The sequence below is a fragment of the Halosolutus halophilus genome (assembly GCF_022869805.1).
Taxonomy (GTDB): Archaea; Halobacteriota; Halobacteria; order Halobacteriales; family Natrialbaceae; genus Halosolutus; species Halosolutus halophilus.
In genome coordinates, this window is sequence record NZ_CP094974.1 from 4,339,790 (window position 1) to 4,356,040 (window position 16,251).

At 67.0% G+C, this 16,251-nt stretch carries 17 protein-coding genes; 4 read left to right on the forward strand and 13 right to left on the reverse strand.

The window, feature by feature from the left end; genetic code table 11:
- Positions 1 to 7: 7 nt before the first annotated feature.
- Together MUG98_RS21350 and MUG98_RS21355 are read right to left on the reverse strand one after the other, a co-directional pair.
- A complete protein-coding gene (locus tag MUG98_RS21350; RefSeq protein WP_265109438.1) occupies positions 8 to 325 on the reverse strand; it encodes a nucleoside triphosphate pyrophosphohydrolase in 318 nt (105 codons plus the stop codon).
- 49 nt (positions 326 to 374) lie between these two features.
- Positions 375 to 953, reverse strand: coding sequence for a DUF7090 family protein (locus tag MUG98_RS21355; RefSeq protein ID WP_265109439.1), 579 nt, complete (start codon positions 951 to 953; stop codon positions 375 to 377).
- 449 nt (positions 954 to 1,402) lie between these two features.
- Between MUG98_RS21355 and MUG98_RS21360 the strand changes: the two genes are divergently transcribed.
- A complete protein-coding gene (locus MUG98_RS21360) occupies positions 1,403 to 2,083 on the forward strand; it encodes a class I SAM-dependent methyltransferase (protein WP_265109440.1) in 681 nt (226 codons plus the stop codon).
- Between the two features lie 212 nt (positions 2,084 to 2,295).
- Here MUG98_RS21360 and MUG98_RS21365 read toward each other — a convergent pair whose 3' ends face one another.
- Both MUG98_RS21365 and MUG98_RS21370 read right to left on the reverse strand, forming a co-directional pair.
- A complete protein-coding gene (locus MUG98_RS21365; RefSeq protein ID WP_265109441.1) occupies positions 2,296 to 2,886 on the reverse strand; it encodes a DUF1684 domain-containing protein in 591 nt (196 codons plus the stop codon).
- Positions 2,887 to 2,977: 91 nt separating this feature from the next.
- Positions 2,978 to 3,217, reverse strand: coding sequence for a DUF7127 family protein (locus tag MUG98_RS21370; protein WP_265109442.1), 240 nt, complete (start codon positions 3,215 to 3,217; stop codon positions 2,978 to 2,980).
- 273 nt (positions 3,218 to 3,490) lie between these two features.
- On the opposite strand from MUG98_RS21370, the gene MUG98_RS21375 reads away from it, so the two are divergent.
- Positions 3,491 to 5,863, forward strand: coding sequence for an ATP-dependent DNA helicase (locus MUG98_RS21375; RefSeq protein ID WP_265109443.1), 2,373 nt, complete (start codon positions 3,491 to 3,493; stop codon positions 5,861 to 5,863).
- Positions 5,864 to 5,905: 42 nt separating this feature from the next.
- On the opposite strand, the gene MUG98_RS21380 is transcribed toward MUG98_RS21375, so the two are convergent.
- The 6 genes from MUG98_RS21380 to MUG98_RS21405 form a co-directional block, all read right to left on the reverse strand.
- Positions 5,906 to 6,370, reverse strand: a complete 465-nt coding sequence (locus tag MUG98_RS21380; protein ID WP_265109444.1) for an FAD synthase family protein — start codon at positions 6,368 to 6,370, stop codon at positions 5,906 to 5,908.
- Complete coding sequence (locus MUG98_RS21385) at positions 6,367 to 6,678, reverse strand: DUF7521 family protein (RefSeq protein WP_265109445.1); 312 nt, start codon at positions 6,676 to 6,678, stop codon at positions 6,367 to 6,369. The genes MUG98_RS21380 and MUG98_RS21385 overlap by 4 nt, the downstream gene beginning before the upstream one ends.
- Positions 6,679 to 6,903: 225 nt before the next feature.
- On the reverse strand, positions 6,904 to 7,215 hold the full coding sequence (locus tag MUG98_RS21390; RefSeq protein ID WP_265109446.1) for a carboxypeptidase-like regulatory domain-containing protein: 312 nt from the start codon (positions 7,213 to 7,215) through the stop codon (positions 6,904 to 6,906).
- 82 nt (positions 7,216 to 7,297) lie between these two features.
- Positions 7,298 to 8,365 carry an ABC transporter ATP-binding protein gene (locus tag MUG98_RS21395; RefSeq protein ID WP_265109447.1) on the reverse strand — a complete coding sequence of 356 codons (1,068 nt, stop codon included), beginning with the start codon at positions 8,363 to 8,365 and terminating at the stop codon, positions 7,298 to 7,300.
- A complete protein-coding gene (locus MUG98_RS21400; RefSeq protein WP_265109448.1) occupies positions 8,362 to 10,245 on the reverse strand; it encodes an ABC transporter permease in 1,884 nt (627 codons plus the stop codon). Before MUG98_RS21400 ends, MUG98_RS21395 begins: the two co-directional genes overlap by 4 nt.
- 4 nt (positions 10,246 to 10,249) lie before the next feature.
- Positions 10,250 to 11,380, reverse strand: coding sequence for a thiamine ABC transporter substrate-binding protein (locus tag MUG98_RS21405; RefSeq protein WP_265109449.1), 1,131 nt, complete (start codon positions 11,378 to 11,380; stop codon positions 10,250 to 10,252).
- Between the two features lie 215 nt (positions 11,381 to 11,595).
- Between MUG98_RS21405 and MUG98_RS21410 the strand changes: the two genes are divergently transcribed.
- Together MUG98_RS21410 and MUG98_RS21415 are read left to right on the forward strand one after the other, a co-directional pair.
- Entirely contained in the window at positions 11,596 to 12,741 is a 1,146-nt protein-coding gene (locus tag MUG98_RS21410; protein WP_265112500.1) for an AI-2E family transporter, read from the forward strand.
- Positions 12,742 to 12,827: 86 nt separating this feature from the next.
- Entirely contained in the window at positions 12,828 to 13,385 is a 558-nt protein-coding gene (locus MUG98_RS21415) for a DUF5518 domain-containing protein (RefSeq protein WP_265109450.1), read from the forward strand.
- A gap of 247 nt (positions 13,386 to 13,632) precedes the next feature.
- Here MUG98_RS21415 and MUG98_RS21420 read toward each other — a convergent pair whose 3' ends face one another.
- The 3 genes from MUG98_RS21420 to MUG98_RS21430 all read right to left on the reverse strand — a co-directional run bounded on the left by MUG98_RS21420 (position 13,633) and on the right by MUG98_RS21430 (position 16,236).
- On the reverse strand, positions 13,633 to 13,992 hold the full coding sequence (locus MUG98_RS21420) for a hypothetical protein (protein ID WP_265109451.1): 360 nt from the start codon (positions 13,990 to 13,992) through the stop codon (positions 13,633 to 13,635).
- Between the two features lie 85 nt (positions 13,993 to 14,077).
- On the reverse strand, positions 14,078 to 15,448 hold the full coding sequence (locus MUG98_RS21425; RefSeq protein WP_265109452.1) for an ABC transporter permease: 1,371 nt from the start codon (positions 15,446 to 15,448) through the stop codon (positions 14,078 to 14,080).
- Positions 15,448 to 16,236, reverse strand: a complete 789-nt coding sequence (locus tag MUG98_RS21430) for an ABC transporter ATP-binding protein (RefSeq protein ID WP_265109453.1) — start codon at positions 16,234 to 16,236, stop codon at positions 15,448 to 15,450. Before MUG98_RS21430 ends, MUG98_RS21425 begins: the two co-directional genes overlap by 1 nt.
- Between the last annotated feature and the right edge of the window lie 15 nt (positions 16,237 to 16,251).

A 16,251-nucleotide genomic window follows, 5' to 3' on the forward strand; every position in this document is an offset into this window, starting at 1 on the left:
CGATCCGTTACTCGGGTTCGACTCGCTCGAGGACGATCCGGTCCTCGAACCCGCCTCGCTCGGCTCGTTTCTCGCGGCGACGCGTCTCGAGGTCGGCCATCGTCCGTCCCCGATCCTCGAGAATCGCGTGAAGCACCGCCAGCACGTCGGCCAGTTCCTCGAGTTCTCGCGAGTCCTGGTACTCGACGGCCTCTTCCGTGAGTTTCGCCGCGAGCCTGTCGGCGTACTCCTCGTCGTCTGCGATATGGATCACCGGCTGCTCGTCGGTTGCGTCGATGAGTTCCGGAATTCGATCGCGAACGAGTTTGTCGTATTCAGTCGGCATGGAATGTCGTGTTCGGCCGGCATGGGGTCGAGTCCGGTGGAACGGCCGCTCAGAACTCGGCGTCGACGTTCCCGTCCTCGTCGAGGTCGATCACGCCGTCGAATAGACCGCGGAACTCGTCGACCAGCGCCTCGTCGTGGGGTTCTTCGGAGAGATGGAAGAGACCGATCGCGTCGTACTCCTCGAGCAGGACGAGTATCCGCTCGACGGCTTCCAGTGCCCGTTCGTCGCCGGCGTAGTAGGCGAGTTCGGTGACGGAATCGAAGCTGATTCGGAGTTTGCCGTCGTGGTCGTCGAGAAAGCCGTCGATGTGGTCGACGATGCCGTCGACGTCGTCGGGCGCAGCGACGTAGTGGACCGTATCGCTCGTGCGCCGGGAGTAGCCGCGTTCGATGCTCAGCGTGTCGAGAATCTCGGCGCGTTTTTCGTCGACGTCGTAGTACTCGAGTTTCTGCTTGACTTCGCGGGCAGTGGTTCGGGTGGAGACGACGAGGAAGTTGTCCGTGTCCGTCTTGAGGAAATCGGTGTCGATCCGATCGGTCTCACCGGTGCTGGGATGTAGAAGGAGGACGCCAGTCCCACCTGGCACCGTCTCGGGAGTGCCGTCGATTTCGAGCGTGTACTCCATATTGGAGAGAACAACTTTCGGCACTGACTTAAGAGTGGGGATGTGGGTCCCGACGCAATCGTGCGATCGATTCTCGTGTGCGATCGTCGTTGCTCCTGTGCGATCGGGGGCCGGGCGAGGACGTCCGGTGGCCGGTGCGATCCGTAGCCCGAGATCGAGTCCGGACACCGTCAGCGTATCGTAAAGGGGACGAGAGGACGAAACGACGGTCGGCGTTCGATCGGCCTCCATCCGATGCCCACGGATCGTGGCCCGCCTGGTCCTCTCCGGACGTACGTTTTTTAGGCAAACCTAAAAATATGTCGATGTCGACTCCCTTCGTGGGAGTCCCCCGAGGTCAGTGGTTCCGGAAAGTCGGTCATTCCTGGAGCCGACGACCGATCGCGTAGCCAGTGGCCGATCGGCGTCGAGTCGAATCCATTTTGGCTCCCGGGGCTGATCCTCCACGTATGAGCGTACGTGAGGAGTTCGACGAGTGGGCCGCGAGCGGTCGCGACAAGGGCATGGAGGAGCGTCACTGGCACACCGCCAAACACGCCCTCGCACGGATGCCCGTCGAACCGGGCGATACCGTCCTCGATCTCGGTTGTGGGAGCGGCTACGCCGGTCGCGCGCTCCGGGACACTAACGATGCCGGTCGGGTCTACGGACTCGACGGCGCACCCGAAATGGCTCGCAACGCGGGCGAGTACACCGACGACGATCGGGTCGGCTACGTCGTCGGCGACTTCGGCGCGCTGCCCTTCGCCGACGACTCGATCGACCACGTCTGGAGTATGGAAGCGTTCTACTACGCCGCGGATCCCTCCCGGACGCTAGAGGAGATCGCCCGAGTCCTCCGACCGGGCGGCACGTTCTACTGTGCGGTGAACTATTACGAGGAGAACGTCCACTCCCACGAGTGGCAGGAGTTCATCGCCATCGATATGACTCGCTGGAACCGCGAGCAGTATCGCGAGGCCTTCCGCGATGCGGGCCTGTACGTCGTCGAACAGGACAATATCCCCGATCGGGAGATCGCCATTCCGGGCGAGGCCGAGTTCCCCACCGAAGACTGGGACACCCGGGACGACATGGTCGAACGGTACCGCGAATTCGGCACGCTGCTTACCGTCGGGGTCGTGCCCTGATTCTCGGAGCGTCACTCGGCGATTCGCGATCGGCGTCCACTCTCGAGTCCGGCGATCGGCGCAACCCCTACGTTTCAACTGCACCGACCGGATCCACGTGGGTACTTCGGGATCGTCCGGTCCGGCGTTCCAACCCCCTCGTTTCCACTCGAGTCGAAACGAAAGCGCAGTTTTCGCGCGTTCGGGCGGCTGTCGCGATCGATCACGGGTCGTCAGTTCGACTCGAACCGCTCCCCCGCGGGGATGGCGATCTCGAGCCAGTTCTCCTCGGGCGGTAGCGGACAGTCGAAGGTCTCGCTGTAGGCACAGAACGGGGTGTACGCGAGGTTGAAGTCGAGGACGATCGCGTCGCCCGTTTCGAGGTCCCGATCGGCCGCGAGTTCCATGTACCGTCCGCCCTGGTAGGTCTGCTGTCCGGTCGTCTTGTCCCGGAACGGAACGAAGTAGGGTTCGTCGTTCGGGCTCTCGAGCCGGTAGGCCGCCAGTTCGAAGCTGCCGTCCTCGAGGTCCGGATCGTCACGGGTTAACTTGAACGCAAGCGTCGCGGTCCGGAGGTAGCGCATCTCCCGGCCCGCAGTCGTGTCCATCAACACGACCTCGGGATCGTCGTGGACCGCGGCGGTCGCGGTCACGCGGTAGTCGGGGTCCGGATTGAAGTAGTCGAGGCCGGAGAACGCCTCGCGCTCTTCGGGCGGGATCGGTGACTGTGGATGCTCGGCGAAGAACTCGTCTTTCTCGGCGCGTTTCGATTCGAGGTCCTCGCGCCAGCGATCGACGTCGACGGCGTCGTCGGACTCGGTCATACCCCACGTAACGCGGGGGGAGGGGAATGGCTTGCGTTTCGGGGACGAAGCGTGGCTCTCGTGTCGGTATCGACGAACTCCCGAGCGAGCGTTACTCCTCGATCGTCAGGACGCCGTTCTGCGCGGACACGTCGCTGGCCTCGGGCGGCAGTTCGAACTCGAACTGCTCGTCGTCAGTGACGACGATCGCCGTCGATCCGACGACGTCGACCATGAGGTCGTCGCCCGCGTGGCCGAAGTCGATCGCGATGACGCTGCCATCATCGTACTCGATGGTTCGGACGACCGCACCGCTGCGATCGACGTTCTGGAGGGACTTGGGGACTTTCATACCTTCCGGTAGGCGCTCACGCAGTTAAAGCAACACCCCTACAGGTTTCGGCCGGCCGACTCGGACCGCGGGACCGTCGGATCCCTGCCGGGATCGATCGCGCTCTGGTCGCGGGGTCTCGACTGGTTTCGTGTCCTCATCGAACCGGTTTCGTGTCCTCATCGAACCGGTTTCGCCTCCCTCTCGATCGCGACCCGGCCGTACTTTAAATCGGATGGGGCGACCAGTCCAGTCCGTCAACGCTATGGACGACGACCGCCGAGTACGGCATCCATGACGAACTGGCGGCCGGTGTTCGGCCACGACGAGCCCTACGACGCGCAGGTCGACGGCATCGAGACCGCCATCGACACCGCTCGCGACGGTGGCTACACCGTCATCGAGGGCGCCTGTGGCACCGGGAAGACGATGATCGCACTCACCGCGGGGATCGACCTCGTGCGCGATCCGGACACCGACTACGAGCGCGTGTTCGTGCTCACGAGCGTCAAACAGCAACTGCGCCAGTTCGAAGCGGACCTGGAGACGATAAACGAGACTCTCCCCGACGACTGGACTCCGGTCTCCGGGCTCACCCTCGTCGGGAAGGCCGACGTCTGTCCGTACAACCGCGAGAACGCCGGCGGGATCGACGACGGCAACGTTTACGATCGCTGTGAAACGCTGCGCGATCGGACGCGCGACCTCACGGGGGAGGGCGGCGACACGACCGCCGGCAGTCTGACCGCGCGCGCCCGCCAGCAACAGACCGGGCTCGCAGACAGCGGCCGGACGGGGACCACCGCCCGATTCCTCGAGACTGCGGACGAAACGGCCCCGTACCCGCTCGAGATGCCCACCTACTCGGACGGCGGCGCGGTCGGTGCGGAAACCGAGTACTGTCCGTTCTACGCGCAGTACCTCGAGGACCTGCCCGACGAGGGCGACGAGGGTGACGCCGCGGAGGCCGTCCCGTTCGACTTCACCGGGGCCGGTATGGTCACGCCCGACAACCTCGTCGCCAGATCGGTCCGCCAGGGCACCTGTCCCCACTCGGTGATGGGCGCGCTGCTGGGCCACGCCGAGGTCGTCATCGGGAACTACTACCACGCGTTCGATCCGACCACGACCACGGCGTTCACCGGCGCATTGCTCGACGACTCGACGTTCGTCGTCTGCGACGAGGCCCACATGCTGGAACCGCGCGTGCGCGACCTCGTCAGCGACGGGGTCGCCGACGCCACGCTTCGCGACGCCGAGACCGAACTCTCGCGGGTCATCCAGCCGATCAGGTTCGAACGGGAGGGCCGCCGGGCCGAGGGCGGGTCGAAGACCGCCGACGCCGACCTCGTCCGGGCGGAACTGAACGACAGCGACGTCTCCTACGAGGAACTCGAGCGCACCCTCGAGTTCGTCCGGGACCTCCGGGCCGAACTCGATCGGCGGGTGACGGCCTACCTCGATCGGAATTACCGGGGCTGGGAGTCGGACCTCACCGATCTCGACGACGAGGAGATTCCGCTCCGGGATCCGGGAGAGCCGGCCGAAGACGAGATTTCCGTGTGGGCGGAGGAAGCCGGCTACAGCGACGTCGACTGGGTCCGCGTCGAGGCCGTCGGGGCCGTCGTCGCGCGCGTCCTGAACGAAGCGGAGGAGGAAGAGCGGACGCGGGCTACCCCTACGGTCGGCCGGGTCCTCGGCGAGTGGTATCGCTGCGGTCACACCGACTACTTCCGGGAGATCGAACTCGAGCGCACGTGGGACGAGACCGAACCGCCGGACTCGTGGCGGCGGGCCTACACCGCCAGACTCGCCCTGCACAACTGCGTCCCCAGCGACGCGATCGGCGAGCGACTCGGCCAGTTCGGCGGCGGCGTGTTGATGAGTGCGACCCTCGAACCGATCGAGGCCTTCACCAAGGTGACGGGGCTCCGGTACCTCGAACGCGAGGACGACAGGCCCGTCGTCGAGCGCCGCTACGGATTGCACTTCCCGGAAGAGAACCGCGAGAGTTTCGCCGTCGCGGCTCCCAAGTTCACGTACGACAACCGGGGTGGCCCGGGCGAAACAACGCCGACCCGTACCCACTACGCAGACGCGATCGCGAAAGTCGCTCGCCTGCCCGGCAACGTTCTCGTCGGGATGCCCAGCTACGCGGAGGCGGACTGGGCTGCGGGTGTCCTCGAGGACCGCGTCGACAAACCCGTCCTGCTCGACGCCTCCAGCGACGACGAGACGACCCAGTCGCTCAAGACGGCGTTTTTCGCCGGTGACGGGAAGGTCCTCGTGACGAGTCTGCGGGGAACCCTGACCGAGGGCGTCGACTACAGCGGCGATCGACTCGCGGCCGCGGTCGTCTGTGGCGTCCCGATCGTCAACACCTCGAGTCCCCGAACCGAGGCGGTCCGCCGAGCCTACGACGACGCGTTCGGCGACGGCTTCACCTACGCGCTGACGATCCCCGCAGTACGAAAAGCGCGCCAGGCGATCGGTCGCGTCATCAGGAGTCCCGAGGACGTCGGCGTTCGGGTCCTGCTCGACGAGCGCTACGCCCGCGACGGCTGGGACTCCGTTCGTCCCTATCTCCCCGACGACGACGAGTTCCAGGCCGTGAGCCCCGATATGCTCGAGCACGGGCTCAATCGAATCCGATCGCGGCTCTCCTGATCGCGGGCGCTTTTCGGATCAGATCGCGGCTCGATCGCTCGCTCAGTCGTCGTCCCCGATCGCCGCTGTCCGATCGCGACGGTTTCGAATCCGCTCTTTGATCGCGCTACTCGAGAGCAGTTCGTCGTCCGTCGGCTCGCGAGCGCCCGCCCGCTCGACCCGGCAGTCGATCCCCCACGAGTCGAGCATCGCTTCGACTTCCGCCTCGCCGTGGTGCTGGTCGTGACCGAGCACGAGCACGTCGGGATCGATCGCGCGAATCGGGACCGAGAAGTCTTCCGGGTGACCGACGCGGGCGTGATCGACGGCCTCGAGCGCTTCGACGACGTCTCGCCGTTGCTCGTCCGGGACGATCGGTGCCGGTTTGTGCGTGACGGTCGCCGAATTGGCGACGACGACGTGGAGTTCGTCGCCCATCGACGCCGCCTCCTCGAGATAGTGGACGTGGCCGGGATGGAGCAGGTCGAAGGTCCCCATCGCGACGACCCGCGTCGCGTCCCGGCTCATCCCGACCACCGCATCGAGACGGTCTCCGTGGTCGATCGATCGACGAACAGCGAGTACAGCAGGACCGCGAACCCGCCCGCCGTGGCCAAACTCTGGGCGGCGACGCCGAGGGCCACGTTGTTGCCGAGCAAGTGGATGGCACCGCCGACGACCGAGCCGAGGACGATGCAGGCGAAGCCGAGCGCGAGCGCGCGAAGTGCGGGCGAGCCGGTGCGCCGGAAGGCCCTGTAAGCGAGCGTCGCCACGGCCCCACCGGTGACGAGCGTCGCCGTGTTCCCTGCTGCGATGAGGAGCGTGTATTCGTTCATGGATCGTCGTTCCGCCGTGCCTCCCCGGCGGCTTCCGACGCCGCCAGCGAGCGATCGTGCTACTGACTAGGCCTCCTCCGTGGTCCTTTAGTACCGTTCCGATTTCCCACGCCGACGGAATTGGACCGAACGTGTTCGTGAGATAGTCGCCGATCGGTGCGGTGGGCCCGCCGCGGGGAGTCCGCTCTCCGAAAACTCCGTAATTCTGGATCGCGCGACGAGCCGTTATCGGGTGCCGATCCGTCGGCGGGGCCGAAGTGACGCTTCGTTCGGGACCACTCGAACGAGCGTCGACACCGGATTGTAGGCCACGCGATCGGTCGGCGCTTTCGCCGCGGTGAGCTTCCAGAACCCGGGCGAGTCGAACCGGAGCTGGCACAGCCCCCGGCTGTCCGTCCGCGCCGATTTCGTTTCGGTGTCGACGAGCGCGTTCTCGATCGGCCGTCCCTGGGAATCGCGGACGCGAATCGTGATCGGCGTTCCAGCCGCTAGTTCCCGTCGTTCGACCTCGAGCCGGAGCTGACGGCTAACGTGCATGCGGGTTGCTACCACGCCAACGTGGAAAAGGCGTCACCTGCAGGCTCCGGTTCGACCGCACGTCGCGCCGACGCTGGACACCTCACTCCAGATCGACGACGTGTGCGTCCTCGGGTGCGAACCCGACCGTCAACTCGTCGCGCTCCGGAACGTCCGGCAACTGGAGGACGATTTCGGTGCCGTTCCACCGGCCGTTGACCCGGACCGTCTCGCCGAGGAACTCGCTGGTCCCGACGGTGACGGCGATCCGGTTCCGATCGGCCGTCTGCGAGAGTGCACCCGGCCGCACGCAGAACGTCGCCCGATCGGTTCCGTCGGGAAGGGCGGGCAGCGTGAACGTCTCGCCCCCGACGGCGATCCGTGCGTAGTCGCCGTCCCGACCCTGCACGTCGCGGTCCCGAACCGTGCCGTCGAAGACGTTGTTGTCCCCGACGAACTCGGCGACGAACCGCGTCGCGGGTTCGCGATAGAGCTCCTGCGGGGTCGCGACCTGTTCGACCCGGCCGTCGTTCATCACCGCGACCCGATCGGAGATCGCCAGTGCCTCCGCCTGGTCGTGGGTGACGTAGACGGTAGTGATCCCGAGTTCGGACTGGATCCGGACGATCTGCCGGCGAAGCGACTCCCGGAGTTGCGCGTCGAGCGCGCTCATCGGCTCGTCGAGCAGGAGCAGGTCGGGGGCCGGTGCGAGCGCCCGGGCGAGCGCGATCCGCTGGCGCTGCCCGCCGGAGAGCTGGTCCGGGCTGCGATCGCCCGTGCCCGCGAGGTCGACGAGGTCGAGCAACTCGGCGACGCGCTCGTCGGTGGTCGTTCCCGCGGGTGGCTCCCGGAAGCGCAGGCCGTAGCCCACGTTCTCGGCGACGCTCATGTGCGGGAAGAGCGCGTAGCTCTGGAAGACGACGCCGACGTCTCGATCCTCGGGCGGGACGTCGGTCATCTCCTCGCCGTCGAACCGGACGCTCCCGGCCGTGGGCTCCTCGAACCCCGCGATCGTCCGCAGCGTCGTCGTCTTCCCGCAGCCGGAGGGGCCGACGAGGGTGAAGAACTCCCCGTCGCGGACGGTGAGGTCGACCTCCCGGAGCGCAACCGTCTCCGTCGCTCCGCGGCCGCCGTACCGCTTCGAGACCCCCTCGAGACTGAGTTCGGTCACCGTTCGAACCTCCCGCCGACCCGATCGACGACGACGAAGCTCGCGGCAGTAACGACCAGCAGGACGGTCCCCATGGCGATCGCGGGCCCCGATCGGCGTCCGAGATAGCGTTCGACGGCCACCGGCATCGTGTACGAGTCGGTCCCGCTGGCCAAAATCACCGTCGAAGAGAACTCCCCGATCGAGATGGCGAAGGCGAAAGCGGCGCCGGCGACGATCCCGCTCGCGACGAGCGGGAGTTCGACGTCCAGCAGTGCTCGGTACCGCGAGGCACCGAGCGCCCGTGCGGATTCGACCATCGCTGGATCGAGGTTCGCGAGCAGCGGGGAGACGTTGCGCGTGACGAAGGGGTAGGCCGCGACGGCGTGAGCGGCGACGATGGCGACCGCACCGGTCACCTGGAGCCGCCAGCCGCCGGGCAGGGAGATTCCGAAGACCAGCCCCTGCAGGAGCCCGATCCCGAAGACGATCCCGCTGACCGCGAGGGGAACCATCGCGAGCGTGTCGACGATCGTCCCGGCGCGACCCGCACGCGCGGTCAGCACCGAGATCACGACACCCATCGGGACGGCGATCGCGAGCGTGCCCACCCCGAACAGCAGCGAGTTTCGGATGGCCGGCAGCGGCTTGGTCTGGAACGATTCGCCCTCGAGCTGGCGCTCGAGCAGGAACGAGAAGTGGCGAAGCGTGAGCCCGCTCCCGTCCGTGATGCTCCCGATCACGAGACTCGCCATGGGTCCGACGAAGACGATCAGGGCGACGACGCCGTAGCCGACGATCGCGAGTCGGCGGGGAGTGAGCGCCGTCCGAACGGTCGGAAAGAGCGGCTCCTTCGGCGGCGGGGACGCGGCCCGGGCCAGCCCGGACTGGGCGGACTCGTACCGGAGGTAGGCGTAGGTCAGCCCCAGCGAGAGGATCGTCTCGAGGACCGCGAGCGTGGCGGCCTCGGTGTAGGCCAGCCGCTGAACCCGATCGTAGATCCAGACCTCGACCGTCGCGAGCTGGAGGCCGCCGAGCGCGAGCACGATCGGGAACGTCATGAACGTGAAGATGAACGTGAGCAGCGCGCCGGTGAGGACGGCCGGCCGGAGCTGCGGGACGACCACGTCGAGGAACGCGCGCCGTTCGCTGGCCCCGAGGCTGCGGGCGGTATCGACCGTTCGCACGTCGACGGACTCCCAGGCGGCGACGGTGACCCGGGCGACCAGCGGCGCGTTGTAGAAGGCGTGAGCGACGATCACGATCGCGAGCGGATTCCACTCGATGAAGGGGAACGGGCCGACGCCGGCCGGCCCGACCAGGGAGTTGAGCGTCCCAGTCCGGCCGAACATCGCGTAGAAGCCGACCGCGACCATAATCCCGGGAAGGACGAAGGGGAGGATCGTCAGCGATCGGAGGGTACGCCGGCCGCGGAACTCGAAGTTCGCGAGCACGTACGCGGCGGGCAGTCCGAGCGCGACGCTCGCGATCGTCGAGAGCGCCGCCTGGTAGGCCGTAAAGCCGAACAGCCCCGTGCGGACGCCGGGTGCGTCGATCCGGAGCCACGGGACCCCCAGTCCGACGCCGGGGATCGGGTACTCGATCGACAGGGAGATAGAGACGGCCCCGAGCCAGCCGAGCAGCGCGCCGAGGTGGCTCCCGATCGCGAGCGGGTCGGCGAAGACGTCCGCGAGGACCCCGAAGTAGAACGGATCGGTCAGCACCTCGTGGAACGCCGCGAGCGTCGGCACCCCGTCGTCGACGACGGCGTCGACGAAGACGACGCCGACCGGGAGATACAGCATGACGCCGAGGACGCCGGCCGTCGCGATCGCCGCCAGCGAGAGCACGTGTCGCGCGAGCCAGGTGCGGCCCCCGGCGAGTCGACCCGATCGTGACACGGCGCTACTGGCTGGCGAACTCCCGCGCCCAGTCGTCGACCCACCCGTCGAGGTTGCCCCGAAGGCGGTCGTAGCCGAGCGTCACCGCTTCCGGCGGCTCGTGGGCGTACTGGTCGAACGCCTCGTCGAGATCGACGAACTCGTCCTCCACGGCGGGGAACTGGACGTTCCGCTGGGCGATCTCGGCCTGGGCGTCGTTCGAGAGGACGAAATCGAGGAACTCGTAGGCGAGATCGACCTTCGAAGCGCGCTCGAAGATCCCCATCGTCTCGGGGTTCGCGTACCCCTGATCGTCCAGGAACGCGACCTGGTGGCGACTCATATCGTACCCCTCGTCCGCGGCGAACACCTGGTCGGTCGAGTAGGAGACGACCATCGGCCGTTCTTCCTGCATGTAGGCCCCGTAGTAGGATTCGCTCCAGTCGTCGAGGATGCGGACGCCGTTGTCCGCGAGGTCCCGCCAGTAGTCGAGGTAGCCGTCCGCGCCGTAGGCGTCGATCGTCCACAGCAGGAACGCCTGCCCGGGATCGGAGGTCTGGGCGTTCTGGGCGAGCAGCGCGTCCGCGTACTCGGGGTCGATCAGGTCGTCGAACGTCCCCGGTTCGTCGACCACGGTCTCGTCGTACACGAGGCTGATGTAGCCCGTGTCGTAGGCCAGCACGCGGCCGTGCGGGTCCCCCACGTCGAGCCCGTCGCGGATGCGATCCGATCGATCGATCCGATCGGCGTTGAGTTCGCGAAAGAGGCCGCCCGCCGAGAGGCTATCGTCGATACGAGCGAGATCGTCGACGTTGATCCCGAGGTAGAGGTCGGCGTCGAGATCCGCCTCCTGCCGTTCGCGCTGGATGTAGTGATTGATCCCCGATTCGGGGACCGTCCACTCGAGTTCGGCGTCGGGAAACTCCGCCTCGAACTGCTCTTTGAGCCACGGGCCCGCGGGGTTCTCGCCGTCGACCATCGACTCGTAGGTTGCGACCCGCAGCGTCCCCTCGAGGTCGGGATCGTCGGGCTCCGGATCCCCGTCCGCCGTGTCGTTCCCCGGCCGTTCCTCGTCCTCGTCGTCGCGAGTGAGACAGCCGCCGAGGCTCGCGACCGCTCCCGCACCGACAGAACCGATGACCGTTCGCCGTTTCATTACTCGGTTGTTCCACTGTGTGATCTTAAGCGTCGTGGTCGGTCGCAGCCGTTCCGATCGTTCCGGGCCACGAGCCGACAGCACCGTCGTGACCGATCGAGGAGCGGTTCCAGCCGATCGAGCGACCGTCCCCGTTCTCAACTCGAACTGATGGGTCACCGAGTCCGAAGGGTTTTACTCGCCGGGTGAGACCCACGTGTGTGACGGCGAATACGATCGATCCTGCGGGCGGTGATCCCGACCCTGCGGGCGGCGACGCACGTGCCGATGCGACCCGCCGGTACGTCCTGGCGGGCGTCGTCGCGCTGCTCGGACTCGTCACCGGGGTGATCCTCCTCGAAGTGCTCGGGACGATCCTGATCGCGCTGACGGTCGCGTACGTCCTGATGCCGGTCCACGGGTGGCTCGTCAGGCGCGGTCTCACCGAGTGGACGGCTGCCGTGGCGGCTACCCTGCTCGGGTTCGTCGGCGTCGTCGCCGTCTTTTCGCCGATCGCGGCGACGCTGTACTTTCGGATCGACGAGATCATCGCCGTCGTCGACGAACTCCCCCGGGAACTCCCGATCACGGTTCTCGACGCGACCTACACGATCGAGGCCGGACAGGTCCAGACGCTCGCGATCGACAACCTGAGCGGGGCTGCGGTGTCGTTCGCGTCGGCACTGCCGGTCCTCGCGATCAAGTTCGCACTGTTCGTCATCCTGCTGTTCGCGCTGTTGCTGAAAGGTGACGCCGCCGGGCGGGCCGCCGTCGCTCCGGTCCCACACGGCTACCGCGACGTCGTTTACGCGCTGGCGAAACGCGCCCGCGAGACGCTGTACGCGATCTACGTCCTTCAGCTCGCGTCGTCGGTCGCGACGCTCGTCGTCGGCTATCCGGTGTTCTTCGCCCTCGGCTACGACATGGCGTTCAGCCTCGCGCTCATCGCCGCGATCCTGCAGTTCGTCCCGATCATCGGGCCGAGCCTGCTCGTCGTCCCGATCGCGATCTATCACGTCACCGCCGGCGAACTGGTCGCGGCGACGCTCGTCGGGGTCTTCGGACTCGTGCTCGTCGGCTGGCTCCCCGACGTCGCCGTCCGCCCTCGGCTCGCCCGTCGCTCCGCTGGCCTCCCGGGAAGCCTCTACTTCGTCGGCTTTACCGGCGGCCTGTTCACCCTCGGTCCGATCGGGATCGTCGTCGGTCCACTGATCGTCGCCGTCTTCGTCGAAGCCGTCGATCTGCTCGCCGACGAGGTCAACGGCGAGGTGACGTTCACGGAACTCGCCGAAACCGGGGGTCCCGACCCGCCGGCCGACGCCGGTGAGGCGGCTCCCGCGACCCAGTCAGAGGAATCGGGCTCGCAGTTCGCTGACGACTGACTCGGCGGCTGGCGAGCACGACTGCTGGTGCTCCCGAATCTGTGGGAACACCGTTACTTTTCACGCTGCCCGTCCTTTCGTCCACCATGGCCACCGAACGAACCGTCATCAACGCGATCATCGGTGCCGTCGTCGGCGTCGTGCTCTCGTTCATCCCCTTCTCGACCGTCGTCGGCGGAGCCGTCGCGGGCTTTCTCGAGGGGCCGAATCCGCGCGAGGGAGCCATCGTCGGCGCACTCGCCGGCGTGATCACGTTCCTCCCGATCGCTGGAATCGCGGTCATCGCGCTCGGCGTGCTCGGCTTCGGGATGGGCGTCGCAACCGCCCCGATCGAGGGGTTCGTGGTCGCGACGTTCGTCGTCCTCGTGCTGGCGTTCGTCGTGTTCCTCTACACCGTCGGTCTGTCGCTGCTGGGCGGCTACCTGGGCGCGTACCTCGCACAGGAGTATCCGGACCAGCGCACCCGGACCCGCGATACGATCGGACTGTCGCCGGCCGATCGATCGCGTCCGGTTCGGTCCGGGTCCGTCGACCCGACCCGGCCGCCAGGCCCGTCGGGAGACTCGCCGTGGGATCGCGATAGCGAACGGGACCAGTCTCGCGAGTCCGAACCCGATCGCGATAGCGATCGGGAACGGACCTGACGAGTCCGGGCGGACCCCACATAGTTTGGGATCACTCGTATGTTCGTTGCGGTGATACGAAAGAGTACGGCAGGGCACCACGCCACGGCTCACTCGACGCCACGTCATCACCTGTGACAGAACCGTGGTGCTCTGCCAGGTACCCCTTTTACGCGGCCGAAATCGGCGACCAGCGCTCTCGCTCTCTCGTAGATCCGTCGTCGGTCGCGAGTGCGACCGTGAGAACAGTGGAACTACCTGGAACGGTTCAGCGACCGGTGGACCGATCGCCCGAGACGTACCAGTCGGTCACCGGCCGATCGGCCCGTCGGCGACTGATCACGCGCCGGAGGTTACGGACGAACAGCGCCGGACTGTCGACCGGGAAGAGCCGCTTTGGCGAACGGAACGTCGCGATCAGCGTCCACATCGACCCCGCGGCGAGCGCACCGGCGGCGGAGAAGGTCATCCCGAGCGTGAAGAACGTTGCCGCGTAAACGAATCCGATCGCCATCGACGGCAGGCTCGTCCCAAGCGGCACGTTCGCACTCGTATCGCGGAGCGTCGGCGCGAGAAAGACGATCGAAAGACTGCTCCCGATCATGAAGACGAGGTCTTGCCACATCATCAAAACAGCTTACTCGATTCCGAGTAAATAACTCTCTCGGTATCACCAACGGTCGGGCCTCCGGACGGTCACGGACCGGTGACCGTCACTCGTACCGGAGCGCGTCGATCGGGTCCGTACGCGCCGCGCGCCAGGCTGGATACAGTCCCGAGAGCACGCCGACGAGGATCCCGACGACGATCGCGAGGGCGACGTACTCGTAGGGGTAGACCAGCGGGAGTCCGATGTACCACGCGCCGAGATATCCCCCGACGAGTCCGAGCGCGGTCCCGAGGATCGCCCCGACCGTGCCGAGGATCACCGCTTCCGCGAGAAAGAGTCCGAGGACGGCCCGGTTCTGCGCACCGACGGCCTTCATGATGCCGATCTCGCGGGTGCGTTCCGTGACGCTCACGAGCATGATGTTCGCGATGCCGATCGAGCCGACCAGCAGCGAAATCGCGGCGATGCCGACGATGAAGTTCTGGAGCAGGTCGAGGACGTCCTGGAGTTGCTGGAGGAGTTCCGCGCTCGTCTGCAGGGTGACCTCGAGTCCGGCCTCGTCCATCAGCGTCCCCGCGTCGGACTCGTCGCTCTCGAGGTAGGTCGTCGCGCGCTCGCGGGCCCGCTCGACGTCCGCGTCGTCGGCCGATTCGGCTTCGACGACGATCGCGAGGAAGAGCGCGTCGTCGGCGCCGGTGTCGGGTGCCACGGTGGATCCGTTCGCTCCGGTGCCGGGTGCCGCGGTGGACCCGTTCGCTCCAGTGCCGGGTCCGAGTCCGGGACCGCCTCCGTCCCCCGCGATCGGGCCTGCAATCGCACCGCCGACCTGCTCGGTGTAGAACGGGTCCGTCGGCACGTAGACCCGCGGCGAGGGTTCGAACCCCTCGAACGGGCTCAACCCCTCGGAGGACTCGGTGATTCCGACGACGGTGACGGTGGTCCGCTGCCCTCCCTGCAGGACGATCGTGAGTTCGTCGCCGACGGAGACGTTTTCCTCGAACTGGTTCGCCACGGCGGGGTTGACCACCGCCTCGCGTTCGCCCATCTCGAACTGCCGGCCCTCGTCGAGGGAACTTTCCCTGATGTACGACGGGCCGGCCGCGACCAGCGCCTCGCTCTGGGGTGAGATTTCCTCCTCGTACACCAGCGCCTGCGTCGACAGCGGCATGTAGCCGTAGGCGGCCTCGATGTCGTCGCTCTCCTCCAGGGTGTCGAGGTCGTCCTGACTGAAGACCGGCTGGGCCCCGGCGAGCGGACCGCCCTCGGTGTCGGGTTCGGACGCCCAGCCGTAGACGTTGCGCTGGTCGTCGGGGCTGATGTCGCCGATGACCCCCGCCTGGAGGCTCGCCCCCAGCGTCACGAAGGCGATTACCGCTGCAATCCCGATCACGATCCCGAGCGTCGTCAGCGACGATCGGAGTTTGTGGCCGCGGATCGAGCGCCACGAGAGCCGGAGACTCTCGACGGGGTTCATCACCGATCGCCCCCGCTTTCTCCAGTACCGCTGGTTTCGCTTTCGCCAGTACTGTCGCTCTCGACCGCCGGCGTCGCGTCACCGCTCGGCCCGACCGCCTCGAGTTCCTCGATCCGTTCGATCCGCCCGTCGAGCAGGTGGACGATCCGTTCGGCACGCTCGGCGACGTGGCGTTCGTGCGTGACGACGACCATCGTCGTCCCGGCGTCGTGGAACTCGGCGAAGAGATCGAGAATCTCCGCCTCGGTGTCGGTGTCCAGATTGCCCGACGGTTCGTCGGCCAGCACGATCGCGGGATCGTTCACGAGCGCGCGGGCGAGGGCCACCCGCTGGCGCTGGCCGCCCGAGAGTTCGTTCGGCATGTGGTCGACGCGGTCCCCGAGGCCGACGCGTTCGAGCAGCGTCCGGGCCCGCTCGCGGCGTTCGGTCCGATCGACGCCCTGGAACAGTTGCGGGAGGGCGACGTTCTCCAGTGCGTTCAGTCGGGGCATGAGGTTGAACGTCTGGAAGACGAACCCGACTTCGGTCCCGCGGAGGTTGGTCCGCTCCCGATCGTCGAGTCCGCCGACCTCGCGACCGTCGACGACGACTTCGCCCTCGGTCGCGGTATCGAGACAGCCCACGAGGTTCATCAGCGTCGACTTTCCGGAGCCGCTCGGTCCCATGATCGCGGTGTAGGAGCCCCGCGAAATCTCGAGACTAACCCCGTCGAGGGCGTGGACCGGCTGGCCGACGTGGTAGGTCTTGCGGACGTTCGAGAGGGAGACCGCCGTCTCCGACTTCACCATGGAGGGTGGGTCCAC